Genomic DNA, 24,411 nt, shown 5'->3' with positions numbered 1-24,411 from the left:
TGGTCTTACGGTCGGTGTCCAGTGGTGGATCCGGAGCTACGGGGCGCGGCACAGCCGGCCTGCGGGTCGTGGACGCCTCGGTGCTCCCACCGCTTTCCGGTCGGGGCGGCCTTCCGATGTCACCTGGCGCCGCCGGGCGCTGGTCCGGTGGAGTCGCGTATCACGAGGCGGGGTACGAGGGCTTCCTGCCGTCGCGGCGCCTCGGGATCGGCGATGCGGGCGGCGAGTACGCGCGCGGCGCGTCTGCCGATCTCGGCCTTCGGCGGGGACACCGCGGTCAGCGGTATCTCGCACAGGTCGGCGACCTCATCGTCGTAGCTGATCACGGAGAGGTCGTCGGGGACGACCAGGTACCTTCGCCGGGCGGCGCTGACGAGCAGGGACGCCTCGCGGTCGGCGAAGCAGAGCACGCCCGTGATGCCGTGGTCCAGGATGCGTTCGAGGAAGCGGTCCGCGTCGTGAGGGGTCCAGCGCGCCAGCGAGGTCGTGATCACCGGGTCCGGGCCGAGGCCGGCTTGCTCCAGGGCCGTGGACAGGCCCGAGCGGATCTGGGGGGCGGTGTGCGGACTTGATCGTTCCATGTAGCCGACGCAGGTGTGGCCCAGGCTCAGCAGATAGCGAAGGGCGGACAGTGTGCCGGCCGCGTGGTGGGTGCAGACGAACTCGTGCAGGGTCGCCGGCACGGTCAGGCCTCGTTCGACGAGCACGCTGGGGACGCTGAGTTCGTCGGGGTCCGAGGGCCACAGGTCGGCCCGGTCATGGCTGAGTGCCGGCACCAGGATCAGGCCCGTCGAGCCCGCCCTGATCAGCTCGTTCACGGCGCCCCGCTCCATGGCGGGGTCCCAGTCGGTGCAGCGCAGCAGCATCCGGGAGCCGTGCCGGGCCAGTTCACGCTCGATGCCGGCGATGACGCGCGGGTAGTAGTAGGTCAGCGACGGCACGACCACCCCGACGGCGTAGCCGGTCTCGGCCGCCTGCGGGGAGGAGACGTAGGTTCCCGATCCTTGCTTGCGGTAGACCAGCCCCTCGTGGACGAGGAGGTCGACGGCGCGCCGTACGGTGTTGAGGCTGACCTGCTGGTCCTGTGCCAGTTCCTGTTCGGTGGGCAGTTTTCCACTGGGCCAGCGCAGCTCGGCGATACCGCGGCGCAGTTCGTCGGCGAGGCGCCGGGTCTTGTGCCCGCGCGCCGCGGTGCCCGCGGGAGGGCGTGCGGAGGTCTTCTCCTCGCCTTCGGACCGCTGCGTGTCTCCTTCGGACCGCAGCGTCTCGGGTTCGGACCGGTGCGTCTGTGTCACGCGGATGACCTTATCTGCCGTCAGGGCCCGTGCCCGGGCACCGGATCCATGGATTCATTCCAATGAATCTGTTGACGCAAGGAATGACTTGGGCCCACACTCCTCGGCAAGCGAAGCACGACCGCCACCCCCCCCCGTTATCTTTTTCGCGGTCCTGCAAGAGGGCCGCTGGCCTCCGGGCCCGGCATGACTGTGTCCCCCTGTCCGAGATGACGTGGGGGGTGGTGTTCACCGGGCCCGAGAGGTGCCGTCGGAGCCGCTGATGAGAGGTCCGGCCACCGTCCGGTCCGGCGCAACGCCGGACAGTTCACGGGCGGCAGGTCTGCATAACGTGGATGCGCGCGTACGACACCGAAGCCCAGGCCAGCCGCACCAAAGGAGCTGACAGCACGATGTTCGACACCGGCGACGTGGGCGTCTTCCTCGGCCTGGACGTCGGCAAGACCGCCCACCACGGCCACGGACTCACCCCAGCCGGCAAGAAGGTCTTCGACAAGCCCCTGCCCAACAGCGAACCGAAACTGCGAGCCGTCTTCGACAAGCTGGCCGCCAAATTCGGCACCGTCCTGCTGATCGTGGACCAGCCCGCCTCGATCGGCGCTCTGCCACTGACCGTGGCCCGGGACGCAGGCTGCAAGGTCGCCTACCTGCCCGGACTTGCGATGCGCAGGATCGCCGACCTCTACCCGGGCGAGGCCAAGACCGACGCCAAGGACGCCGCGGTCATCGCGGACGCCGCCCGCACCATGCCCCACACCCTGCGGTCCCTGGAACTGACCGATGAGATCACCGCCGAACTCACCGTGCTGGTCGGCTTCGACCAGGATCTTGCCACCGAGGCCACACGCACCAGCAACCGCATACGCGGCCTGCTCACACAGTTCCACCCCAGCCTCGAACGCGTCCTGGGCCCGCGGCTGGATCACCAAGCAGTCACCTGGCTGCTGGAGCGCTACGGATCCCCATCCGCCCTCAGGAAAGCCGGCCGCCGCAAACTCGTCGAAACCATCCGACCCAAAGCCCCGCGCATGGCCCAGCGGCTGATCGACGACGTCTTCGACGCACTCGACGAACAGACCGTCGTGGTCCCGGGGACCGGCACGCTCGACATCGTGATCCCCTCGCTGGCCCGCTCGCTCGCGGCTGTCCACGAACAGCGCCGCGCTCTTCAAGCGCAGATCGAGGCCCTGCTGGAGGAGCACCCTCTTTCCCAGGTCCTGATCTCGATGCCGGGGATCGCGGTCAGGACCGCTGCCACCCTGCTGGTCACCGTCGGCGACGGCACCAGCTTCCCCACCGCCGCCCATCTCGCCTCCTACGCCGGCCTGGCCCCGACCACCAAGTCGTCGGGCACATCGATCCACGGCGAACACGCGCCACGAGGCGGAAACCGCCAGCTCAAACGGGCGATGTTCCTGTCCGCTTTCGCCGCCTTGCACGATCCCGTCTCCCGCACCTACTACGACCGCTGCCGAGCCAGAGGAAAGACTCATACCCAGGCTCTCCTCCGCCTGGCCCGCCAGCGCATCAGCGTGCTCTACGCGATGCTCCGCGACGGCACCTTCTACGAACACCGAACCCCACGCCCCGCTTGACCAAGGACATAGAGGCACCCCCCCCACTTCGAACCGAGGTCTCGTCGTGTCCGTCTCCGCGTCCTTCGGCAGAAGGAGCCGCCTCGCCGCGGTCTTCGTCTGCGTCCTGCTTCTTCTGGGTTTCCTGGCCGATCGCACGGCTTTCGGGGTCGGCGCCCCACCGGGTGCGTCGGCCGCCGCGGCTACTACGTCGATCCCGTGAACGGCTCGTCCGCCAATCCCGGTACGTCCGCGCAGCCTTGGAAGTCCTTCCAGGACATCTTCGCCCAGGGACGGACGTACGGCTCCGGCGACGTCGTCTACCTGCGCAGCGGGAACTACGGTGCCGCCGTCGTCAACGGGGGTGTCTCCTCGGGGAACCGGACGATCAAGGCCGCTCCCGGGGCGGTGCCCCGTATGAAGACACTGCGCTTCGCTGCCGGGGCCACGCACTGGACGGTGGACGGGGTCCTGGTCTCCCCGCAGGAGGCCGACGGCACGTACACCACCGCCAACCTCGTGCAGTTCGACTCCGGTGCGACCAACGACATCCTGCAGAACTCGCAGGTCCGCGCGGCCAGTGATGAGGCGGCGGACACCTGGTACAACAACGACTGGGTGAACCGCAGCGGCACCGGCATCGTGGTCATCGGCAGCAACGACCAGGTCCTGAACAACCAGATCCGCAACGTGCGCAACGGCGTGATGCTGGAGCGCACGTCGACCGCGGGCGCCGGCGCGACCGGAGGAGTGGTCAGGGGCAACAGCGTGAACCACTTCTGGGAGGACGCCTACCGCTGCAAGGTCAGCGGCTGCCTGATCGAGTACAGCTCCGCCGTCAACAGCTACGCGGTGGTGCCGCCCGGTACGGAGAGCGATCCGCCTCACCGGGACATGTTCCAGAGCTACCGCGGTGACGGCAGTTTCACCCCGGTGGCGAACGTGGTGCTGCGCGGCAACGTCTTCGTCAGCCGCATGGGCACGCGCTACTCCAAGATCCCGTTCCAGTACGACGGGAAGTACACCATCCAGGGCCTCAGCGCGTTCGACGGCCCCTACTCCAACTGGACGATCGAGAACAACGTGGTGCAGGTCGAGGTCGGTCTCGCCATGGGCCTGTACGGCATGAACGACAGCAGGATCGTCAACAACACGGTGGTGCCGCGCTACCCCGCCGCCGACAGCGAGATCCGCCTCACCGACCAGAAGGACGGCACACCGCCGACCGGCGACATCGTCCGCAACAATCTGGCACACACCTTCAACACCGCCGCCGCGGCAGACGCCCAGCACTCCAACAACATCACGGTCGGCACCTCCTACTCGACCTACTTCGTGAACTACCAAGCAGGTGACCTGCACTTGAAGGCGGGCGACCCCGCGATCGGCGCCGCCACCGACAGGGACGCGCCCACGGTCGACGCCGACAAGAAGGCCCGGTCCGCGCCGTACGACGTCGGGGCCTACGAGTTCTGACATCCCGTTGCCGGTCAGGCCGAACCGTTCACGGTGCACCCGCTCCAGTCGCCCCCCGACGGCGTCCCGAGCAGGTAAGCCGTGAACGGCGTCGGCGCGTGTGCCCTCGGTGCGGAGGGACGCCCCCACACGCAGGATGGCTGCCTACCGGCAGCGGCTCATCGACGCCGGCCTGCTTCCCTCAGCTGGGCTTACCCGGCTTCCAGTCCTGGTGCCCGGGCATGGGTGGCGTCGCCCGGCCGTATATCCAGCTCCTGATGTACGAGGTGAGGTCGCGGCCCGAGACGCGGTTGGCGACGTCGATGTAGTCCTGGGTGTCGGCGGAACGGCCCTCGTACGTGTCGAAGAAGGTGCGCTCGATCTGGTGGAAGGTGGTGTCGCCGACCTTCTGGCGCAGCCCGTAGAGCATCAGGGCGCCGGGTACGTCCGTGTCGAAGAGGACGCTTGTCGGCTGCTTCAGGCGGCCGGGCGGTCCGGCCGACGTGCGCTGGTCCGCGTCCACCTGGTACTCGTCGTGCATGGCGGCGTCGAGTCGGTCGCCGCCATGGGACGCGGCGTAGAGCAGCTGGTAGTAGTTCGCATGGCCCTCGCTGAGCCACATGTCGTCCCAGGTGCGGACGGATACGGCGTCACCGAAGAACTGGTGTGTCAGCTCGTGCACCATGGTGGGCGTGCCCTGCTCCGCCGGGAGGCCCAGTCCGCGGGCGGAGAAGGTGGAGAGGGTGGCCGTTTCCAGGGCAACGCCGCCGTAGTCGCTGTCGACGGCCAGGACTCCGTACCGCTCGAACGGGTAGCGCAGGCCGAGTGTCTTCTCCAACCAGGAGATCTGGCCGGCGGTGCGCCGTGCGGCCGGGGCGAGGCCGGCGTACATCCCTGCCGGCACCCAGTTGCGGACGGGCAGTCCGTGGGGGCCGCGCTGGTCGATGGGGCGAAGGTCTCCCACCGCGACCTGGGTCACGTCCGTGGGGATGTCCTCGCGTGTGAGGTACGTGAACTCGTCGCGGCTGTCCGGGAGCCGCCGGTGCCGTACGAGATCGCCGTTGGCCACGGCTACCGTGCCGCGCGGCACGGTGACGTCGAAGCTGACACGGGCCTTGTCGTCGGGCACGTCGTTGGAGGGGAAGAAGAGGTGTGCCCGGTCCGGCTGCCCCATGAAGGCGAAGCCGTCCTTGGTCGCCACCCAGCTCTTGAAGGGCCACTTGACCCCGTCCGGGAGGTGGTAGGCCGGCGAGGTCGGGTTCTTCGCCCGGTCGGCGGTGTATCGGACATCGACGCGGAACAGGCTCCCGGTGGGCAGGGGGTGCTCCGGCGTGACGTACAGCTTCTCGTGGCGGGCGTCCACGCGGAAGGCTGCCGGACGGCCGTCGACGGTGACTGCCGTGACCTCCTGGGCTGCCGAGTCGAGGCTGAGGCGGGAGAGGCTCTGGGTGGCACGGGCGTTCACCACGGTGCGGGCGGGCATCCGGGACGTGCCGGGGCGGTAGTCGAAGTGGACGGCGTAGGTTCGGGCCTCGTAGCCGCCGTTTCCGAGATCGGGGAAGAGGCGTTCGTGACCGTGGTCCGCGCCGGGACGGGCAGCCAGGGCGTCGGTGACGACGGTGGTGGTAGGGGCGGCGTCGGCCGTGGAACAGCCGGTGGCCGCGAGCGGCACGACCAGGGCGAGTGCCACGGCCGAGGCGCTCTTCCTCGTGGTCACAGCCGCGAAGCGCGCACCGGCCGGTGAGGGGTGCGGATGGAGAGGCATGGCGTGGGGTCCTTCCTCTCCGCTCGGCGTACCTGACGTGCGTGCGCTGGTCCGACGTGCCGTTGCGGAGACGAGTATGCGAATGGTGTCCCCGCGGGCGCGGGAGGGGCCGAGGCTGGGATGAGGGAGCCGGAGCTCCCTCATCCCAGCCTCGGCGCCTTTGACGCTATTCACCGGGGAAAGGCGATTCATCAACCGCGGGAGGCAGTTCGCGAGCCATCCATCAGACCGGAGCGTGACGTTCCAGTAGATCTGGGGGCCGACTCGTCGTCGTCCTCGGGAGGTACGGCCCGATCGACGACCAGCCGGCGCGGGACAGCCCTCAGCTTGAGCCCGGACCGCCGAAGCCGTGCTCGGACAGGTCGAACCAGTTGCCCTCGGGATCCATGGCCCGGTACTCCGCGAACGGGCGGCCGGTGGATCGCTCTGCCGGTTTCTGCACACCGCGGGAGGTCAGCAGGGCCGTCACGGCCTCGGTGTCGCCGATGTGGAACCCGAAGTGGTTCATGCCCAGCGGGGTCTCGCCGTCGAGCCGGTGCTGGATCAGGGCCAGGGTGAAGTAGCCGTCGCTGAGGAACCGGCTGCCGTCGGGGTCCTTGTGGAAGACCTCCATGCCGAACACGTCCTGGTAGAACGCGGCGAGGCTGCCGGGGTCGCTGACGACGATCGCCAGATGGCGCAGCAGGGAGGAGGCGTGCTTCTCCTGATTCCCAGCGGTGCGCCGGGACGGCTGCTCGGCCGGCCGGCTCACCGGGACCATGTTGTGGAAGGCGACGATGCGCCACCGCCCCTCGTGCGCGTCTCGGCGGACCAGGGCGAGGGCGTCGGTGTCGGCGAGCTTGCCGCCGTCGGCCGTGGCGATGGTGGACGCGGCGTGGACGACGGCGAGGTCGGGGGTCGGATGGCTGATGCTGTCGATGCGTACCTGGAGCACGGTGGAGCGGTAGGCGGTGCGGAAGAGTTCCTCGTGCCGCTGCACGATTCCGGCGCGGCCGGCGGGGCGGTCGCCCCCCACCGTGGTGAAGTCGCAGTCCGAGGCGAAGGCTTCACCGAAGAGCGTGGCGTCGCCCTCGGCCCAGCCTCGCGCCATCGTGTCCCACAGAGCACGGATGTGTTCGTCATGCACGGTCATCGGGAACCTCCGGCGTCGGCGCCCACGCCCACCAGGTCGGCGGTGCGGATGCGCAGGGGCAGTTCGGTGCAGTCGGCGTCCGGCTCGTCGAGCGGCGGTGGCGCCCAGGCCGCGAGCGTGTGGTAAAAGTCGCCCGCACGACGCTCCAGGTAGCAGATCACGTTGATCGGCCAGGCCGTGTTGCGGTACACGTGACGGTCCATAGGGGTGGGCCGCTCGTTCAGCACCATCGTGCGTTCGCAGGGCGGGCCCAGGCGGTGCCAGTCGGGGTGCATGTGAATGGAGCCCACGATGTCCAGTCCCTCGCCCTCGGCTTCGCGCCATAACCGCAGAAGGTCGCCGGAGTCGATCCACCAGCCCCGGTTCTCGTTCTCGTAGGCGGGGCCGAAGGTCGGCACGATCGACTCGGCGAACTCGCGGCAGGCCGCCGGATCGTAGGTACGCGCGTTGCGGGCGAAGGCCACACGCTGGATGTGGACCGTGTCCGTCTGCGCCGTCCCGATGGCGAGCGCGAAGCAGGGCAGCGGTGCGTCCTCGGTGATGAGCCGGTATTCACGCATGGCCACGACCAGGAACTCGCGGAGTGCCCGGTCGTCCATGAGCACCGCGGGAGGATCCGAACAAAATGGCGAGGACATGACAAGCCTCTCTCTCGGCGCCCGGGTCGGCACAACGGAGCCCTGGAGGGCGCCGACCTGTGGGGGGTGCGCTGGGATGGCCGACTGTACTGAGTAGTAATTGAGGTCTCAAGAGTTGGAAAGAGCCATGATGCTGGGCCCGTGATCAGCCAGGGGCCTCCGGGACCTCACCACCCGGGCCGGAAGACGTGGCAGGGCCGTGGCAGGGTCGTGGCAGAGCCGCGGCGGGGCCGAAAGCGGGCACGATCGAAAGCGCGGCCGACCGGGCGAGTACCACTGCCGTCGCCCCCGCACCGCGGTCGGCGGACCACGCCCCGGCCCGCCGCGTCACCAACCCCTGCGAACAGGTCGGTCAGGGCCTTACGGCGGCGGTGAGGGCGACGGACACCGTCGGGTGGCGGAACTCGAAGCCGTGGCGGACGAGGACGTCGGGCACGGCCCGCTGGCCCGTCATGGCGCCGGCGTCGGCCAGTTCGCCGACGAACAGGCGCAGCAGCCAGGCGGGATAGACCCAGGGTGTGGGCCGGTGCAGCAGCCGGCCGACGGCGCGCACCATCTCGGCGTTGGTGACGGGCTGCGGCCCGCAGAGGTTGACGGGGCCGCTGATCTCGTCGTGTTCGAGGGCGTACTGGATGGCCGCCACCTCGTCGTGCAGGGAGATCCACGAGAGGTACTGCCGGCCGGTGCCCATCCGGCCGCCCGCGCCCCACGCGACCATGGGCCGCAGCTGGCCGAGCAGGCCGCCGGTGGGCGACAGCACGATCCCGGTGCGCAGCAACACGGTCCGCGCGCCGGCGGCCGCTTTCGTCGCGTCCTCACGGGCATGGTCCACCTCGGCGAGGAAGCCGCCGCCGGCCGGCTCCGACTCGTCCATCACCCGGTCACCCGTGTCGCCGTAGAGCGCGATCGATGAGCTGTTCAGCAGCGCGGGCACGCCGTGCGCCGCGACGGCCTCGGCCAGCACCCGGGTCGGGACCACCCGGCTGTCACGCAGCTCCGCCTTGAACTCCGGCGTCCAGCGCTTGGCGGTGGTGTCGACCGCGCAGAGGTTGATCACGGCGTCGGCCCCGTCCAGCGCCCCGTCCGCGATGACGCCGGTGGTCGGATCCCACTGCCGCTCGTCGGCCGCCCCGGGCGGGCGCCGTACCAGCCGGACCACCTCGTGCCCGGCGGCACGCAGCACCGGCGTCAGCGCCGTCCCGATCACGCCGGACGCTCCGGCCACGACAACACGCATCGGTTTTCCCCTCTCGCGGACGCCGGGTTCCACGGACGTCGGGTTTGCGGACGTCGGGTTTGCGGACGTCGGGTTCTACGGACGTCGGGTTCTACGGACGGACGCCGGCTGCTACGACGCCGGGTCCTGCGGCGTGAACGCTAGCGGTGGCAGAAGTCCTCGGACAGGCCGGGGCTGAACCCCTGGCGGCCTTCACGCTCAAAGTGGTTGATAGCGTCGGGAGGGACAACTCTTTCCGCTGCTTGGATACGGTGTGGTGCACGTCGTGGATCTCTTCCCGCTGGGTGCCGGGACCAGCGTCACCGAACTCACCGGAGATCCGCACCCGCGGCTGGCGCTGCTCCGCGCTCACGAGCCCGTCTCCTGGGTGCCGGAACTCAGTGGGTGGCTGGTGACGCGGCACGATCTCGCCACGAGCGTGATGCGTGACTCCGCGACCTTCACCGTCGACGATCCCCGGTTCTCCACCGCCCAGGTCGTCGGCCCGAGCATGCTGTCCACGGACGGTGAGGAGCATGCACGCCACCGTGCGCCGTTCACGGCTCCTTTCCGCCACGGGGCGGTGTACGAGGGTTTCGAGGCGTTCATCGAGCGCGAGACCGACCGGCTGATCTCCCTCCTCGAACCGGCGGGCACCGCCGAACTGCGACGCTCCTTCGCCGGACCGCTGTCGGTCGCCGTCGTCACCCGGGCACTGGGGCTTGAGGGCACGACCACCGAGACGGTGCTGTCGTGGTACGACGCCATCGTGCGGTCGGTCTCGGAGATCAGCGCGGGGCGCGAGGCCGGGCCGGCCGGGGCCCGTGCATACGCCCAACTCCAGAGTTCCGTGGAGGCCACTGTCGCCGGGCCGGGTGGCGCCTCGCTGCTGGCCTCCGCAGCCGAGGCGCTGACCGTGCCCGAGGTGGCGTCCAACGCCGCGATCCTGATGTTCGGCGGTATCGAGACCACCGAGGCAATGATCATCAACGCGCTGCTGCACCTGCTGCAACGTCCGGATCAACTCGCCCTCGTCCGTGCGGATGCCGACCTGCTGGGCGGAGCGATAGAGGAATCGCTGCGACTCGAACCGGGTGCGGCCGTGGTGGACCGCTACGCCACCCGCGACGTGGTTCTCGACTCGGTCACCATCCGCCGGGGCGATCTGGTCACCGTCTCGCTGGCGGGCGCCAACCGCGACCCGGCGGTGTTCCCCGACCCCGACCGGTTCGAGGCCCGGCGCGACAATCTCCGTCTCCAGTTGGGCTTCGCCTACGGCTCGCACTACTGCCTCGGCGTGCACCTCGCCCGCCTGGAGGCTCGCATCGCCCTCAGGCACCTGCTCGAACGCCTCCCGCAGCTGCGCCTGGACCCGGCCCACCCCGCCGTCCCGCGGGGTCTGGTCTTCCGCAAGCCCTCCGCACTCCACGTGCTGTGGGAGAGCTTCTCCTAGAGCCGCACGGGCTTCACTTCAACTGGACCCGCCCACCTAGGCAGTTGCGGTTGCGGTTGCCGTTGCGGTGGTCATCGCAGCGGGGATTCACACCTTCCCGTTGTCGAGTCTCCGCGCGCCACCACCCTGCACCTGCTCGACCGCATGGACCAGGGGCGCGAGCGCGGGCTCGGTCGCTGCCCGGTCGAGGGCCTCTCGCAGGGCGGTGTTGTGGGTGGGGCGGGCCTCCTCCAGCAGGCGCAGGCCGTCGTCGGTGACCTCGGTGTAGATGCCGCGGCGGTCGGTGGGGCACAGGTAGCGCTGGAGCAGCCCGCGGTCTTCCAGGCGGGTCACCAGCCGTGTGGTGGCGCTCTGGCTGAGGACGACGGCGTCGGCGACCTGCCGCATCTGCAGGTGTCCGCCCTCGCCGTCGTGCTGGCGGCTCAGCACGTCCAGCAGCGAGTACTCGCGTGCGCTCAGACGGTGCGCGGCCTGCAGCGCGCGCTCGACTCTGCTCTCGATGCGTCCGTGCAGCAGAGAGAGGGCCGACCAGCTGTGCGCCAGTGCGGTCATCGCCGGGTCGGTGGCGGTCATGACCAGCTCCCTCGGTCGGCTCGTACGGGTGGAGACGCCGGCAGGGGACCTGCCGCCTTATCGCGTACCTCACTATACCCGCGTTTGCCATTAACCAGCGCGTGCAACTATTGTCGACGCACGTAAGGCGCTCACGCATCCTTCACCTCGCACGTCTAAGGACCCTCGCCATGCCGCTCGCACTGCTAGCCCTTGCCATCGGGGCCTTCGGAATCGGCACCACGGAATTCGTGATCATGGGGCTGCTGCCCCAGGTCGGCGCGGACCTCGGCGTGTCCGTGCCGACGGCGGGCTTCCTGGTCACCGGCTACGCGCTCGGCGTCATGATCGGCGCACCGATCATGACCGTCCTCGGCACCAGGATCTCCCGCAAGAACATGCTCATGCTGCTCATGGGCCTGTTCATCCTCGGCAACCTGATCTCCGCCGTGGCCCCGGTCTTCGCGGTCATGCTGATCGGCCGCGTGGTGGCCTCGCTCGCGCACGGCGCCTTCTTCGGCATCGGCTCCGTCGTCGCCGCCGAGCTGGTGGCGCCGGAGAAGAAGGCCGGCGCCATCTCCATGATGTTCACGGGCCTGACCGTCGCCAACGTCGTCGGTGTCCCCCTGGGCACGTACGTGGGCCAGAGCGCGGGGTGGCGCGTGACCTTCCTGATCGTCGCCGCCCTCGGCGTGGTCGGCCTGGCCGGCGTTGCCAAGCTCGTGCCCGACGTGCCCAAGCCGGCAGGCGTGCACCTGCGGGACGAGGTCACCGCCTTCAAGAACGTCCAGGTCGTCCTCGCGATGGCCATGACCGTCCTCGGCTTCGGAGGCGTGTTCGCCGCGATCACCTACATCGCGCCGATGATGACCGAGGTCAGCGGCTTCGCGGACTCCTCCGTGACCTGGCTGATGGTCGTCTTCGGGCTGGGCATGGTGGCGGGCAACCTCACCGGCGGCCGTTTCGCGGACCGCAAGCTCATGCCGATGCTCTACACCGCTCTGGGCGGCCTGGCGCTGGTCCTGCTGCTCTTCACGTTCCTGGCCTCCGGCAAGGCCGCGGCCGTCGCGGCCGTCTTCCTGATCGGCGCTCTCGGCTTCGCCACCGTCCCGCCGTTGCAGAAGCGCGTCCTGGACCACGCCCACGGCGCGCCGACGCTGGCCTCGGCGGCCAACATCGGCGCCTTCAACCTGGGCAACGCGCTGTCCGCCTGGCTCGGCGGCCTGGTGATCTCCGCCGGCCTCGGCTACACCGCGCCCAACGCCGTCGGGGCCGTCCTGGCCGGCGCCGCCCTGGTGCTGGCCGTCATCTCACACCGGATCGAGCTCCGGCCCGGCCGGACCGGCCGCACCAGCCGCACCGCCGCGGCTTCCGCTCCGACGCACCTCGCCCGGCCCTCGGAGCGAGCAGTCCGCTCCTGAGCTCCGCGCCCACGGGGTCCGCTCCAGAGCCCCGTACTCACAGAGCCCGCTCCTGAGCCCGACACCCGCACCCGCACCCACACCCGCACCCACACCCACAGAGCCACACCACATCAACCGCAAGTCCCGTACCGATCAAAGGAGTTTTCATGAGCACCACCGCCGTGACCCCTCTCACCGCTGCCGACGCGGAGGCCCTCGTCCTTGCCGCTCGTCAGGCTGCCGACGCGGCGGCCGTCCCCGTCAGCGTCACCGTCCTCGACGCCGGTGGACACCTGCTGGCCTTCCGCCGCGACGAGCGTGCCGTCCTCATCTCCGGTGAGACCAGCACCGCCAAGGCCTACACCGCCCTGCAGCTGAACGCGCCGACGGCCGACCTCGTGGACCTGGTCAAGCCGGACGGCCCCTTCCACACCCTGCCCACCGCGCTGGACAAGCCCCTGCTGTTCATCGCCGGCGGGGTGCCGATCCACCGCGAGGGGCAGCTCGTGGGCGCCCTCGGCCTCGGCGGTGGCGCCCCCGAGCAGGACCACACCTTCGCCCAGAGCGCTCTCCAGGCTCTCTGAGCGGCCTCGACCGCAGACCGAGGGTGGCCCGGCACAGCCGGGCCACCCCACCGGCCGAGCCACCCCGCCCGCACCGCCGGCGCCTTTCGGCACGGCCCCGGCACACTCCACCGCCTCGACGAGGGGAACGCACCATGCAGATCGATCTCTCCGGCCGCACCGCTCTGGTCACCGGCTCCACCCAGGGCATCGGCCTTGCCATCGCCACGGGCCTCGCCCGCGCGGGCGCCCGCGTCGTCGTCAACGGCCGCGGCGAGGAGCGCGTCGCGGAAGCCGTCGCCACCGTGCGTGCCGGCTCCGGCAGCGACGACGTCGCCGGCGCCGTGGGCGACCTGTCGACGGAGCAGGGCGCCGACGCCGTACTGGAGGCCGCGCCCGCGGTCGACATCCTCGTCAACAACCTCGGCATCTTCGGGTCGGTGCCCGCGCTGGAGATCGACGACGCCGAGTGGCGCCGCTACTTCGAGGTCAACGTCCTCTCCGCCATCCGGCTCATCCGCGCCTACCTGCCCGGCATGAAGGAACGGGGCTGGGGGCGCGTCCTCAACATCGCCAGCGACTCGGCCGTGGTCATCCCCGCGGAAATGATCCACTACGGCATGACGAAGACCTCGCTGCTCGCCGTCAGCCGCGGGTTCGCCAAGGACGCCGCCGGCACCGGCGTCACCGTCAACTCCGTCATCGCCGGACCGACCCACACCGGCGGCGTCGAGGGGTTCGTCCGCGAGCTCGTCGGCGACGAGCTGCCCTGGGACGAGGCGCAGCACGAGTTCATGGTCACGTACCGGCCCCAGTCCCTGCTGCAACGTCTCATCGAGCCCGAGGAGATCGCCAACATGGTCGTCTACCTCGCCTCGCCCCACGCCTCCGCCACCACGGGCGGCGCCGTGCGCGTCGACGGAGGCTATGTCGACTCGATCCTGCCCTGAGAAGCAGGTGGCCGGCACACCACGGGCCGACCCATGTGGCCGGCATGCTGCCGGTATCCCCGGATATCCCTCCGTCAGCCTGCCGGTCATCCCCTCGGTCGGTCCTCCGCGGACGCCGCGCAGGCCGCACCGATCAGCGCGGCGTCCTCGGGCCGGTCGGCCGGTTTCATGACGCGGGTGTGCCCTGCGGCTGCCCGAGCGCCGCGATCCGGTCCGGGGGAGGCGGCTCCCTCAGGGCTCTGCGGGGCCCCGGGAGGCGGCGGCCCCGCGCCCGGGTCCGCGTCGTCCGGCACCCAGCGCCCACGCCCGCTCCCGGCCGCGAGCCCGCTGCGCAACGCAGGGGCCACGAGGTCCCAGGAGCCGGCTATGGAGCCCCCGACGACGAGGGCGCTCGCACCGAAGTCGGCGAGGCGTGGGCCCAGCACGGTCCCCAGTCCGGTGAAGGCATCGTCCAGCACCCGCCGGGCCCGCCCCTCCCCCGCCCTGGCGCGCTCGGCGACGTCGCGTACGTCGGCGTCCCGGTCGCCGTAACGGGCCAGGATCGCCCGGCGCGAGACGGAGTCCTCCAGCGGCCGGCCGTCGAGCTCGGTCAGGTCCAGGCGGCCCTCGGGCGGCACGCCGGGACCGCTCTCACGGATGCGGCCGTCGGCGAGGAACGCCGAGCCCACGCCCGTGCCGAGCGTGATGCCGACGACCCGGCGGTGGCCGCGGCCAGCCCCCGTGGACCACTCGCCCAGCAGGAAGGCGTGGGCGTCGTTGACGAACGCGACGTCGCCGGGGCGCTTCCGCAGCCCGTCGAGGAGTGCCGTCCGCACGTCGACTCCGTACAGGGCCTCGAACTTGCCGACGCCCGCGAAGAGCGCGATCCCCCTCGCGTAGTCGAACGGCCCCGGCACCGCCACGCCCCACCGCGCGCCGGCAGGCGCCGGCAGCCCGTCGGCGCAGCGCCGTACGGTGCCGAGGATGTCCTCGGCACCGCCGTGCGCGTCGAGCGGCCCCCGCGTCCGAGCGGTGACGTGCCCGTCGCGCGGGTCGACGAGAGCCGCGGTGACATGGGTACCGCCGATCTCCAGGACGGGAATCAACCGACGAACACCTTCCTGAGTGGCACTGGGGCCCCGAGCGACAGGGGCCTACCGCGGTGTGGGGTGGTCGACGAGGGTGGTGCTGATGGTCACCCTCCTCGGTTGCGGCGACACCGTGCTCGTCTGGCGCTCGAACAGCAGGGAGGCGGCGACGCGGCCGACCTCGACGGGGTCGTACGACACGACGGTCAGAGGCAGGTCCAGCATGTCGGCGAGTTCGATGTCGTCGAAGCCCGCGACGGTGATCGCCTTGCTGCCGTCCGGACGGTCCCGCAGGGCGCGCAGCGCGCCGACCGTGTTCCGGTTGTTGGCGGTCAGCAGAGCTGTCGGCGGTTCGTCCAGGGCGAGCATCCCCCGTGCCGCCTTCTCCGCGAGTGCGCTGTCGCCGCGGTGCCGGCTGACGTACCGCTCGTCCATCGCGATGCCCGCCTCCTCCAGGGCCAGCGCGTAGCCGCGGAAGCGCTCCGAGCCCGTCCACAGCGACGGTGGCAGGCCGAGGAAGCCGATGCGCCGGTGGCCGCGGGCGATGAGTTCCCGGCAGGCCTGCCGGGTGCCGCCGAAGTCGTCGACGAGCACGCAGTCGACCTCGATGCCCATGGGCGGGCTGGCCGCGAGCACCACGGGCGTGCCGTTGAGCAGGTCGCCGCCGAGGTGGCTGTGGTCGTGACCGGCCGGGACCACGACCAGGCCGTCCACACCGCGCTCCACCATGTCCGCGACGACCTCGCGCTCCGCCTGAGGGTCCTCGCCGGTGCTGCCGAGCATGACCCGTGCCCCGTAGCCCACGCAGACCTGCTCGACGCCCACGGCGAGCTGGGAGTAGAAGGGGTTCGCAAGGTTGGTGACGACCAGTCCGATCAGCTCGTTCGGACCGCCGGAGCGCAGGTTCCGGGCACGCTTGTTGGGGCGGTAGCCGATGGCGGCCACCTCCGCGAGCACCCGTTTCCTGGTGTCCTCGCCGATGCCGCGCTGGCCGCGCAGCGCGCGGGACACCGTCATCGGGCTCACGCCGAGCCGCTTGGCCACGTCCCGCATGGTGAGAGCCTGTTCGGGGTCCGAATTCGTGCTCATACCACCTGCGCCTTCACCAGTCGGACCGGCTCCGGTCCCTCGTTCCGCACGCCGTAGGCGGCGACGGAAGCGGGGACGACGAGAGTCTCCGCATAGTGTACGAAGTGCCGGTGCCCGGCCGCTGTCGTAATCAGCGCACCGGGTCCGTCCACGACGGTCAGGACGTGGAAGCGTCCCTCGGTGTGCTGCTCGGCCGTGTGGCCCGGGTCGACGACGGTGCGGCGGACCTCGAAGAACATCGCGGGCAGGGCGCCGAGGAGTTCCTCCCGCCAGCCGTTGCCCTCGTGCACCAGGCGAGGTCGCTGTATCAGGTCGCGGGAGACGGCCCCGCCCGACCGTGCCGGGTCGAGGTTGCGGAACGCGTGGTTCACATGGACGGGGCGCTGGTCGCCTGCCGAGTCGTGCCGCAGCCAGTCGTAGAACCGCAGCGAGTACAGGTACGGGGTGGCGCTGACTTCGAGGACGACGTTGCCCTCGCCGCTGCCGTGCGGCGTGCCCGCCGGGACGAGGTAGAGCTGCCCGGCGTCGGCGGGGAAGGTCTGCACGTACCGCTCGATGTCGAATGGCGTGCCGTGCGTGTCGGCGGCGTCCGCGTGATGGTGGAAGGTGTCGAGGTCGACGCCGCCGTGCAGGCCGAGGAAGACCTTGCTGCCGGTGCCGGCGTGCATCAGGTAGTAGGTCTCGTGCTGGGTGTACGGCCAGCCGAAGACGCTGCGCATGTCGTCGGTCCGCGGGTGGCAGTGGACGGAGAGGTTCCCGCCGCCGACCGTGTCGAGGTAGTCGAAGCGGATCGGGAACGACGTCCCGAAGAGTTCGTGGACCGCCGGCCCGAGCACGTCCGCCGGTGAGAGGGCGACGACGAGCTGGAAGGGTACCTCCACGCACCGGGCCGGGTCGTCGCCGAGCAGGACGCCGCTCTCGGGTGCGATCAGCTCGTACCCGAGCGCGGTGTTCTCCGCGTCCGGGTTGTGGCCGAGGGTCTCCTGACCCCAGTGCCCGCCCCACGGCGTGGTGTTGAAGGTGGGCCTGGTGCGGAAGGGACGGGTGGCGAGCGAGCGGCACGTCTCGCGCAGTGCCGCACCGCTGATCGACGTCGGTTCGACGGTATCGGTAACGTCGAACCAGCGGTCGATGCGCTCCGCCATGTCGTCACGGTGCCTGTCGAGCAGCGGCCAGTCGACGTAGAGCAGCCGGCGCAGCGTCGGGGGCTCGCTCTCCGGGGCGGCGACGTTGCGTCCCCGGCCCTGCCGGACGGCCGCTTCCGCGTACCGCTTCGGCAGGTCGGCCCACCACAGGATGTCGGCCTGCCCGAGCGCGGCGCCGGGCCCTACGAGGACGCGCAACCCGTCTTCGCCGACAGGGGCGGCCGCCAGCTCCGCCAGCGCGTGCGGGTCCATCAACTCACCGAGCGAGCCGCCCGCGAGCCGTGCGAAGTCCGGGTCGTCCCGCAATGCGTCCGACTCCGTGAGGTGGCGCACCGTCAGCCAGTCGCGCGCCGCGGATCGGACGTCCGCGACCTCCACCCGGCCCCGGGTGTCCGCGAACGCCGCGCGCAGCCGCTCGGCGACGGCCGCCCAGTCCAGTACGGCGGGACCGTCGACGGCGAGGACGCGGGTGCCCGCCGGCAGCGCTCGTGCCGCGTCGTGCCAGCCGACGGCGACGGTGCCGTCGCGGACCGGATAGCAGGGTGCCGGGTCGTACTGCGCTGCCTGCACCGCCGCCTGCGGGCTCCCGCCCATGTCAACGACCCCCTAGCGATAACGTCAACGTTACTTCTTTTCAAATCACGAGGCGATGTGTACGTTACCGATAACTTAGCAGGTCGATGCTTCCACGACGAGGTGGTTCCATGCAGTCGATCGACACTCCGCCTCCAGTGAGCCGGCGCGCGGCCCTGACTTCGGGGCTGGTCGGCGTCGCCGGACTGGCGCTCGGTGCCTGCGGCCAGGGCTCCCTGACCCGGCCCGCGCCGGCCGACGTGGTCTCGCTCTTCAACGACAACTCCACCTGGGCGCCGGGTTATCAGGCGGCGGGAGCGCAGGTGCACCGGCTCGCCGGTTACCGGCTGGCGCCCCGGGCCGTGCCCAATGTGAGCAACTACCAGCAGATCGTGCGCATGTCGGCGCAGACGGACTCCACGTCCGACCTGATCAAGTGGTGGAACGGGTACCGGCTGCGGGACGTCGCCCGTGCCGGAATCCTCGCCGACGTCTCCGAGGCCTGGAACGAGGCGGCACGGCAGGGCTGGTGCGATGACGCGGCGCTGCGCGAGTCCTTCAGCTACCGGGGCAGGCAGTACGGCGTTCCACTGTACAAGTCGTACTACGCCGTCTTCTACAGCAAGAAGGTGTTCGACCGGCTGGGAGTCGGTGTCCCGGCGACATGGCAGGAGTTCCTGCACGTGGTGGATGCCGCGCGGGCCCGGCGCATCACACCGATCATGTCGGGCGGTGCGACCACCTGGGAGTCGTCGATCTGGTTCCAGCAGCTGGTCAACGGGCTTGACCACCGGTTCTATCTGGATCTCACGGCGGGCCGGGCCTCGTACACCGACGAGGTGTGCCGCCAGGCGATGGGTCTGTGGAGCGATCTGTACCGGCGGGGTGCGTTCTCCCCGCCCGATGCGGCGGTCTCCGACGCACCGGGCCAGTTCGCGCAGGGGCGTGCGGCCATGTGCCTGTACGGCACGTGGAACACCGGCGCCTTCCTGGACGCCGGGGTGAAGGACGCCGACCTGGGTGCCTTCCTGCTCCCGCCGCCGGGCGGCGCTCAGTCGGCGCTGGTGGAGAGCGGTGTGCTCGCGGTGGCGGCGCACGCACACAAGCGGGACGCCGCGGTGTCCGTGGCGCGCGCCTGGCTGAACCCGGCCGTGCAGAGGGCGTGGACGGGCTTCCTCAGGGACACCTCCGCGGACCCTTCCGTGGTGCCGGATGTCGGAGCTGTGCGCCAGGTCGCCGCGCAGGTGAGACGCGAGCGGCCGACCCAGGCCGTCCGGTACTGGGAGGCGTCACCGCCGGTGCTGATCGAGGGCAACGTGCTGGACCTGAGCGCGTTCATGATCAACCCCACGGCCGCGCAGGCGAAGAGCACTCTGGCGAGCATGCAGCGTCGAGCCGACAAGGAGTGGAAGATGTGGACGTCGTAACCCATGCCGCCAAGGCGGCACCCCCGACAGAACCACGTACGTCCGCGGCGCCCACGTCCACGGCGCGATCCGGTGAGTTCCGCCGAGCCGCCGCGGTGGGTGCCTTCCTGCTGCCGGCCGTCGCACTGATCGTCGCACTGCTGGTGGTGCCGTTCGCGGTCACCGCGGGGCGCAGCCTGTTCGACGACAACGGCATCAGCGCCCGCTTCGTGGGCCTGTCCAACTACGTCGCGCTCTTCACCGACCCCGACTTCGCCCGGTCCCTGCTGAACACGGTGTGCTGGGTGGTGGGCACGCTGGTGCTGCCCGTGCTGCTCGGCCTCGTCCTCGCGGCGCTGACCAACTCGGTGCGCTGGGGCGTGGTGGCCCGTACCGCGGTGGTCATCCCGTACGCGCTGTCGGGCTCCGCGACGGCGTTGCTGTGGACGTTCCTGCTGAGGAGCGACGGGGCCGTCAACCAGACGCTGGGCGCCATCGGACTCGGCGGCTGGCAGCAGGAGTGGCTGCTGCACTGGCCGCTGAACACGATCGTGATGATCGTGGCCACGACCTGGCAGGCGACCGGCGCCTCGCTGATCCTGTTCCTGATCGGGCTCCAGACCATCCCGGTGGACACCATCGAGGCCGCGCGCCTCGACGGCGCGCAGGGCATGCAGCTGTTCCTCCGGGTGATCGTGCCGCAGCTGCGGCCGATGACCGTCGTGGTGGTGGGCATGTCCATCGTCAACAGCCTCAAGACCTTCGACATCGTCTGGCTGCTGACCCAGGGCGGGCCGGGCACGGACTCCGAGACGCTGGCCCTGACGATGTACCGGCAGACCTTCACCCTCAACCGGTACGGCTACGGCGCGGCGGTCTCCGTCGTGCTGACGGTCGTCGTCATCGCCGCGTCCTGGCTCTACCTGCGCCGGCAGGTGCAACCGCGCTGGGGGGAGGTCTCATGACCGGGAGGTCCGTCCGGGGCGTCCTGGTCGCCCTGATATCGCTCGTGTGGCTGGTGCCGACCTGGCTGGTCGTCGTCAACGCGTTCACACCCGCCGGGCAGTACACCGGCTCACCACGCTGGTGGTTCTCCGCTCCGGGATTCCTCGGCAATGTCCGCACCGCGTTCACCAGCGCCGACGTCGGCCGGGGGCTCCTCAACACGCTCCTGTACGCGGTGGTCGGCGGGGCGGTGGCGGTGGTGGTCGCCGCGCTCGCCTCGTTCGCCGTCGTCGTGATGCCTGTGCGCCGGCCCGCGGTCTGGTTCTGGGCCATCTTCATCGGCACCGTACTGCCGTTGCAGACCTTCCTGTCCCCGCTGTTCACCGGGTTCGCCAGGACCGGCCTGTACGACACGCAGTACGGCATGGTGCTGGTCTACGTCGCGCTGACCATCCCGTTCGCCTTCTTCGTCAACCGGAACTTCATGCTGACGGTGCCGCGGGAGATCTCCGAGGCGGCTCAGCTCGACGGCATGAACTGGCTTCAGATGTTCCTCCGCATCCACCTGCCGCTGGCCAGGAGCGCGCTGCTGGCCGCGTTCATCTTCCAGTTCACCTGGATATGGAACGACCTGCTGTTCGGGATCACGCTCTCGCTGAGCCCCAACGTGCGGCCGGTGATGGCGACGCTGGCCGACCTCAACGGCAACTACGGCACCGTCGGGCCGCCCGTGGTGCTGGCCGGTGCGCTCGTCGCGTCGGTGCCGACCGTGGTGCTCTTCTTCGTGTTCCAGCGGTTCTTCGTCAACAGCCTCCGGCTCACGTCCTGACCGAACCACCTTGGGAGACAGGAAAGATATGACAACGCGTGCACTCGTACGCGACCGCCGATGGTCGAACGACAAGGTCCGGGCCGGCATGGTCTCGCTCGCCGTCGCCGCCACCGCGCGGGCCGGCGACACGGAACTGCGGGCCATGCCCGAGCACCTCGTGCGGCGGGGTGCGGACGGCGCCCAGCGGTCGGTACGGATCCTGATCTCGGGCGATGTCTCGGGGCACGGTGACTGGGCGTTCGACGTGACGGCCGGCGGCGGCCCGATACCCGTGGAGGTGCTCCCCGCGCCGGGCGGGGCACGGCTGCTGCTCCCGCTCGCCTCCGAGCGCCACGACATCCGGATCGAGGCGGGCAACGGCACGGACTCGGCGGTCCTCGCCTTCGCGCTGGACCCGCCGCGCGACTGGACGATCCACCTGGTGCACCATTCGCACCTGGACATCGGCTACACCGATCCGCAGGGCACGGTGCTGGGCGAGCACGTCGCCTTCCTCGACTCGTGCCTCGACCTCACCCGCGCCACCGACGGCTGGCCCGACGACGCGAGGTTCCGATGGGCGGTGGAATCGCTCTGGTCGTTCGAGCAGTGGGCGTCCGTCCGGCCGCCGGAGCGGGTCAAGGAGTTCGTCGAGCGGGTCCGGGCCGGCCAGATCGAGCTGACGGCCATGCCGTACAACCTGCACACCGACACCTGCTCGACCGACGAGCTGCACGAGCTGCTGCGGCTGGCCCGCAGAGTCAGGGACGAGTACGGGGTCGAGTTCCGCTCCGCCATGCAGACCGACGTGCCCGGCACCGTCGCCGGGCTGCCCGACGCGCTCTCCCAGCTGGGCGTGCGGTACCTGTCGGTGGCCCACAACTGGGCGGGGCGCTCGGTGCCGAACGCCAACGGCGGATCGCGGCTGCCGCGGCTGTTCCGGTGGCGCGCGCCCTCGGGCAACGAGGTACTGGTGTGGATGACCGACAGCCCGCACGGCCTGGCGTACATGGAAGGCCCCATGCTCGGCTTCGCCACCTCCTACGAGATGGTGGACGACCTGCTGCCGGCCTACCTGACCTCGCTCGCGACCAACCCGTACCCGTTCCCGGTGGAGCTGCTGGGCTGGCAGGGCCCCGGCGCGCAGGACCGCGAGCCCTACCCGTGGGACGTGCTGCATCTGAGGGTGCAGGGCCACTTCGGGGACAACGCGCCACCGCGGCTGATCATGGCCGAGACCGTGCGCCGGTGGAACGAGACATGGCAGAGCCCCAAGCTGCGGCTGTCCACCAACACCGACTTCTTCGACGACGCCGAGGCGCGGCTGGGCCCGGAGATTCCCACCTTCGAGGGCGACTGGGGCGACTGGTGGGTCGAGGGCGTCGGCTCGGGCGCCCGGCCCCAGGCGATGGTGCGCCGCGCCCAGTCCGTGGTCACCGACGCCGGCACCCTGTACGGCATGGCCGCGCTGATGGATCCTGCGGGGCCCACCGCCCGGCTGGCCGCCGACGTCAGGCTCGGCGCCGCCGACGCCTACCGGTCGATCTCGCTGTTCAACGAGCACACCTGGGGCGCGGCCGACCCGTGGACGCACGGCGACGGTGGCGGCCAGTCGGGCGAGCAGCAGTGGCACTGGAAGTACGGCTACGCCCTGCACGGCAGCAACTACGCCGACACCTTCCTCGACCACGCGTCGGCCGCGCTCGGCGCGGTGCTGCCCACGTCCGGGAGTGCCGACGCGACGTACTGGGCGGTCAACACCACGGCGGCTCCCCGGACGTCCGTCGTGAGGTTCTTCCTCCGGGAGAGCCGGGTGCCGCTGGACAAGCGTGTGTCGGTCGGCGACGGCCGCACCGGCGCTCCCCTGCCGGCGGTGGAGGAGCCGCAGACCAACCACGTCCATCGCGATGCCGGGCGGTGGCTGAGCGTCGAGGTGCCCGACGTGCCGCCGTTCGCAATGGTGCGGCTGGACGTGGCGGTGGTCGACGCGGCGGACCCGTCCGGCCGGGCGGCCGAGCGGCACACGCGCTCCGCCGAGGAGGAGGCCCGTTCCCAGGGGCGGGTCGGTACCGGCGAGAAGGAGGACGGTGCCGCGGTACCGCTGCCCACCGCCGAGGACCTGGTCCTGGAGAACGACCACCTGCGTGTGCGCGTGGATCTGGCGAAGGCATGCGTGGCGAGCCTCGTCGAGAAGGCGACCGGCCGGGAGCTGGTCGACCAGGACGCCGTGGTCGGTTTCAACGGCTACGTCTACGACACCTACACGACCGCCGGCGGCTACAACCACCAGGCCAACAAGACCACGGTCAGCGAGGAGCTCGAACTGCTCGGCTCCCGGACCCTGGCCCGCCCCGCGTCCTGCTCGAACGCCGCGACGACGGGCTCGGACAGCGGCTCACCTTCGAGTACGCGGCGGACGGCGTCCACCGGGCGCGCACCACGGTGAGCCTCGGCCGCGACGACGCGCATGTCGTGTTCGACAACCGGTTCGACAAGCCCGCCACCATGACGAAGGAGAGTGCGTACCTGGCGTTTCCTTTCGCCCTGTCGGAGCCGGTCGTGCACTACGAGATCACCGGAGCGCTGACCGGTACCGGCCTCGAACACGTGCCCGGCGCACCCCAGCACATGCGCGCCGTGCGCTCGTTCGTCTCGCTGGAGGACGCCGGCGGCCCCGTCGCCTGGGTCACCCGGGACGCGCCGCTCGTGCAACCGGAGACGATCGCCCTGCCCTACGCGCCGTTCCCTGACTCGACGTCACCGCGGCAGCCCGGCACGGTCTACTCCTGGGTGCACAACAACCTGTGGGACACGAACTTCCCCTCCCAGCAGGCGTTCCACACCACCTTCCGGTACGCGGTGGGCGTCCGCCGCCGCGGCGAGAGGATCAGCGCCGACGCCCTGGCGGTGCGCACGGCGTACGAGATCGACCACCCCCTGGTCGGTGTGCCGGCGCACGGTGCGCCCGATGGCGGCCGGCCCGCCGTGTTCGCCTTGCTGTCCCTGGACGACGCGCAGGTCAAGGTGGTCGACGTGACACCGGTGGCGGTCGGGGGCGGCGCGGGTGGGGATGCGGGTGCGACGGGGACTGCGAGGGAGGCCGCAGGCGCGGGTGCCGATGTGCTGGTGCGCCTTCAGTCGTACGCCACCGAGGCGCGCACCGTCCGCCTTCGCTGCGGCTTCCCGGTCACCGGCGCGGAACGCGCCACGTACCTCGGAGACCCCCTCGGGCCGGCAGGCCTCGACGGCGCCGACATCCTCGTGGAGATCCCCCGGCTGGGGAGCGCGGCGGTGCGGGTGCGGCTCTGAGGGGAGGGGCCCGGGGGGCTGGGGGCCGAAGGCTGGGCTGAGGGCTGAGGGCCAGGCGCCATCCCGTCGG

20 protein-coding genes are annotated in these 24,411 nt (G+C 70.7%); 11 read left to right on the top strand and 9 right to left on the bottom strand.

Features of this window, described 5'->3' with window-relative positions; all coding sequences use genetic code 11:
* Positions 1 to 119: 119 nt before the first annotated feature.
* Positions 120 to 1,295, bottom strand: coding sequence for a substrate-binding domain-containing protein (locus tag Sm713_RS24290; RefSeq protein WP_212911660.1), 1,176 nt, complete (start codon positions 1,293 to 1,295; stop codon positions 120 to 122).
* A 392-nt stretch (positions 1,296 to 1,687) separates the two neighbouring features.
* On the opposite strand from Sm713_RS24290, the gene Sm713_RS24285 reads away from it, so the two are divergent.
* Both Sm713_RS24285 and Sm713_RS24280 read left to right on the top strand, forming a co-directional pair.
* Positions 1,688 to 2,890 (top strand): IS110 family transposase, encoded by a 1,203-nt coding sequence (locus tag Sm713_RS24285; protein WP_212911822.1) that lies wholly within the window; start codon positions 1,688 to 1,690, stop codon positions 2,888 to 2,890.
* A gap of 198 nt (positions 2,891 to 3,088) precedes the next feature.
* Positions 3,089 to 4,345 carry a hypothetical protein gene (locus Sm713_RS24280; protein WP_212911659.1) on the top strand — a complete coding sequence of 419 codons (1,257 nt, stop codon included), beginning with the start codon at positions 3,089 to 3,091 and terminating at the stop codon, positions 4,343 to 4,345.
* Positions 4,346 to 4,526: 181 nt separating this feature from the next.
* Here the strand turns inward: Sm713_RS24280 and Sm713_RS24275 are convergent, their stop codons facing one another.
* From Sm713_RS24275 to Sm713_RS24260, 4 genes are all read right to left on the bottom strand, one after another.
* Complete coding sequence (locus tag Sm713_RS24275; RefSeq protein WP_212911658.1) at positions 4,527 to 6,089, bottom strand: M1 family metallopeptidase; 1,563 nt, start codon at positions 6,087 to 6,089, stop codon at positions 4,527 to 4,529.
* Between the two features lie 322 nt (positions 6,090 to 6,411).
* Positions 6,412 to 7,221, bottom strand: coding sequence for an SgcJ/EcaC family oxidoreductase (locus tag Sm713_RS24270; RefSeq protein WP_212911657.1), 810 nt, complete (start codon positions 7,219 to 7,221; stop codon positions 6,412 to 6,414).
* Positions 7,218 to 7,820 carry a hypothetical protein gene (locus Sm713_RS24265; RefSeq protein ID WP_249416665.1) on the bottom strand — a complete coding sequence of 201 codons (603 nt, stop codon included), beginning with the start codon at positions 7,818 to 7,820 and terminating at the stop codon, positions 7,218 to 7,220. Before Sm713_RS24265 ends, Sm713_RS24270 begins: the two co-directional genes overlap by 4 nt.
* Positions 7,821 to 8,211: 391 nt before the next feature.
* Positions 8,212 to 9,096 (bottom strand): TIGR01777 family oxidoreductase, encoded by an 885-nt coding sequence (locus tag Sm713_RS24260; protein ID WP_212911655.1) that lies wholly within the window; start codon positions 9,094 to 9,096, stop codon positions 8,212 to 8,214.
* A gap of 265 nt (positions 9,097 to 9,361) precedes the next feature.
* On the opposite strand from Sm713_RS24260, the gene Sm713_RS24255 reads away from it, so the two are divergent.
* A complete protein-coding gene (locus Sm713_RS24255; RefSeq protein WP_212911654.1) occupies positions 9,362 to 10,528 on the top strand; it encodes a cytochrome P450 in 1,167 nt (388 codons plus the stop codon).
* A gap of 87 nt (positions 10,529 to 10,615) precedes the next feature.
* On the opposite strand, the gene Sm713_RS24250 is transcribed toward Sm713_RS24255, so the two are convergent.
* On the bottom strand, positions 10,616 to 11,101 hold the full coding sequence (locus tag Sm713_RS24250; protein ID WP_212911653.1) for a MarR family winged helix-turn-helix transcriptional regulator: 486 nt from the start codon (positions 11,099 to 11,101) through the stop codon (positions 10,616 to 10,618).
* A 170-nt stretch (positions 11,102 to 11,271) separates the two neighbouring features.
* On the opposite strand from Sm713_RS24250, the gene Sm713_RS24245 reads away from it, so the two are divergent.
* The 3 genes from Sm713_RS24245 (at position 11,272) to Sm713_RS24235 (ending at position 13,996) form a co-directional block, all read left to right on the top strand.
* Complete coding sequence (locus tag Sm713_RS24245; protein WP_212911652.1) at positions 11,272 to 12,501, top strand: MFS transporter; 1,230 nt, start codon at positions 11,272 to 11,274, stop codon at positions 12,499 to 12,501.
* A 149-nt stretch (positions 12,502 to 12,650) separates the two neighbouring features.
* A complete protein-coding gene (locus Sm713_RS24240) occupies positions 12,651 to 13,067 on the top strand; it encodes a heme-binding protein (RefSeq protein ID WP_212911651.1) in 417 nt (138 codons plus the stop codon).
* A gap of 134 nt (positions 13,068 to 13,201) precedes the next feature.
* Complete coding sequence (locus Sm713_RS24235; protein ID WP_212911650.1) at positions 13,202 to 13,996, top strand: SDR family NAD(P)-dependent oxidoreductase; 795 nt, start codon at positions 13,202 to 13,204, stop codon at positions 13,994 to 13,996.
* Between the two features lie 86 nt (positions 13,997 to 14,082).
* Here the strand turns inward: Sm713_RS24235 and Sm713_RS24230 are convergent, their stop codons facing one another.
* Genes Sm713_RS24230 through Sm713_RS24220 form a run of 3 tightly spaced genes read right to left on the bottom strand, consistent with a single transcriptional unit; the run spans position 14,083 to position 17,891 of the window.
* Positions 14,083 to 15,081, bottom strand: coding sequence for an ROK family protein (locus Sm713_RS24230; RefSeq protein WP_212911649.1), 999 nt, complete (start codon positions 15,079 to 15,081; stop codon positions 14,083 to 14,085).
* A gap of 48 nt (positions 15,082 to 15,129) precedes the next feature.
* Positions 15,130 to 16,152, bottom strand: a complete 1,023-nt coding sequence (locus tag Sm713_RS24225) for a LacI family DNA-binding transcriptional regulator (protein WP_212911648.1) — start codon at positions 16,150 to 16,152, stop codon at positions 15,130 to 15,132.
* Positions 16,149 to 17,891: a class I mannose-6-phosphate isomerase gene (locus Sm713_RS24220; RefSeq protein ID WP_212911647.1), complete on the bottom strand. Its 1,743-nt coding sequence runs from the start codon at positions 17,889 to 17,891 to the stop codon at positions 16,149 to 16,151. The genes Sm713_RS24225 and Sm713_RS24220 overlap by 4 nt, the downstream gene beginning before the upstream one ends.
* A gap of 110 nt (positions 17,892 to 18,001) precedes the next feature.
* On the opposite strand from Sm713_RS24220, the gene Sm713_RS24215 reads away from it, so the two are divergent.
* The 5 genes from Sm713_RS24215 to Sm713_RS40615 are packed head-to-tail and all read left to right on the top strand — an operon-like array spanning position 18,002 to position 24,341.
* Entirely contained in the window at positions 18,002 to 19,297 is a 1,296-nt protein-coding gene (locus tag Sm713_RS24215) for an ABC transporter substrate-binding protein (RefSeq protein WP_212911646.1), read from the top strand.
* Positions 19,285 to 20,241, top strand: a complete 957-nt coding sequence (locus Sm713_RS24210; RefSeq protein ID WP_212911645.1) for a carbohydrate ABC transporter permease — start codon at positions 19,285 to 19,287, stop codon at positions 20,239 to 20,241. Before Sm713_RS24215 ends, Sm713_RS24210 begins: the two co-directional genes overlap by 13 nt.
* On the top strand, positions 20,238 to 21,050 hold the full coding sequence (locus tag Sm713_RS24205) for a carbohydrate ABC transporter permease (RefSeq protein WP_212911644.1): 813 nt from the start codon (positions 20,238 to 20,240) through the stop codon (positions 21,048 to 21,050). The genes Sm713_RS24210 and Sm713_RS24205 overlap by 4 nt, the downstream gene beginning before the upstream one ends.
* Before the next feature lie 28 nt (positions 21,051 to 21,078).
* Positions 21,079 to 23,478: an alpha-mannosidase gene (locus tag Sm713_RS24200; RefSeq protein WP_249416471.1), complete on the top strand. Its 2,400-nt coding sequence runs from the start codon at positions 21,079 to 21,081 to the stop codon at positions 23,476 to 23,478.
* Positions 23,475 to 24,341: a hypothetical protein gene (locus tag Sm713_RS40615; protein ID WP_249416470.1), complete on the top strand. Its 867-nt coding sequence runs from the start codon at positions 23,475 to 23,477 to the stop codon at positions 24,339 to 24,341. Before Sm713_RS24200 ends, Sm713_RS40615 begins: the two co-directional genes overlap by 4 nt.
* Positions 24,342 to 24,411 lie beyond the last annotated feature (70 nt).

The sequence above is a fragment of the Streptomyces sp. TS71-3 genome (assembly GCF_018327685.1).
GTDB lineage: Bacteria > Actinomycetota > Actinomycetes > Streptomycetales > Streptomycetaceae > Streptomyces.
The sequence above is the reverse complement of the archived record's forward strand: the minus strand, read 5'-3'. Positions and strand labels throughout refer to the sequence as shown.

Excerpts from the sequence above, each read along its gene's own strand:
- Sm713_RS24235 (WP_212911650.1), top strand. The coding sequence starts at position 13,202 with ATGCAGATCGATCTCTCCGGCCGCACCGCTCTGGTCACCGGCTCCACC.
- Sm713_RS24220 (WP_212911647.1), bottom strand. The coding sequence starts at position 17,891 with ATGGGCGGGAGCCCGCAGGCGGCGGTGCAGGCAGCGCAGTACGACCCG.
- Sm713_RS24245 (WP_212911652.1), top strand. The coding sequence starts at position 11,272 with ATGCCGCTCGCACTGCTAGCCCTTGCCATCGGGGCCTTCGGAATCGGC.
- Sm713_RS24275 (WP_212911658.1), bottom strand. The coding sequence starts at position 6,089 with ATGCCTCTCCATCCGCACCCCTCACCGGCCGGTGCGCGCTTCGCGGCT.
- Sm713_RS24225 (WP_212911648.1), bottom strand. The coding sequence starts at position 16,152 with ATGAGCACGAATTCGGACCCCGAACAGGCTCTCACCATGCGGGACGTG.
- Sm713_RS24240 (WP_212911651.1), top strand. The coding sequence starts at position 12,651 with ATGAGCACCACCGCCGTGACCCCTCTCACCGCTGCCGACGCGGAGGCC.
- Sm713_RS24215 (WP_212911646.1), top strand. The coding sequence starts at position 18,002 with ATGCAGTCGATCGACACTCCGCCTCCAGTGAGCCGGCGCGCGGCCCTG.
- Sm713_RS24270 (WP_212911657.1), bottom strand. The coding sequence starts at position 7,221 with ATGACCGTGCATGACGAACACATCCGTGCTCTGTGGGACACGATGGCG.
- Sm713_RS24285 (WP_212911822.1), top strand. The coding sequence starts at position 1,688 with ATGTTCGACACCGGCGACGTGGGCGTCTTCCTCGGCCTGGACGTCGGC.
- Sm713_RS24205 (WP_212911644.1), top strand. The coding sequence starts at position 20,238 with ATGACCGGGAGGTCCGTCCGGGGCGTCCTGGTCGCCCTGATATCGCTC.
- Sm713_RS24260 (WP_212911655.1), bottom strand. The coding sequence starts at position 9,096 with ATGCGTGTTGTCGTGGCCGGAGCGTCCGGCGTGATCGGGACGGCGCTG.
- Sm713_RS24200 (WP_249416471.1), top strand. The coding sequence starts at position 21,079 with ATGACAACGCGTGCACTCGTACGCGACCGCCGATGGTCGAACGACAAG.
- Sm713_RS24265 (WP_249416665.1), bottom strand. The coding sequence starts at position 7,820 with ATGGACGACCGGGCACTCCGCGAGTTCCTGGTCGTGGCCATGCGTGAA.
- Sm713_RS24250 (WP_212911653.1), bottom strand. The coding sequence starts at position 11,101 with ATGACCGCCACCGACCCGGCGATGACCGCACTGGCGCACAGCTGGTCG.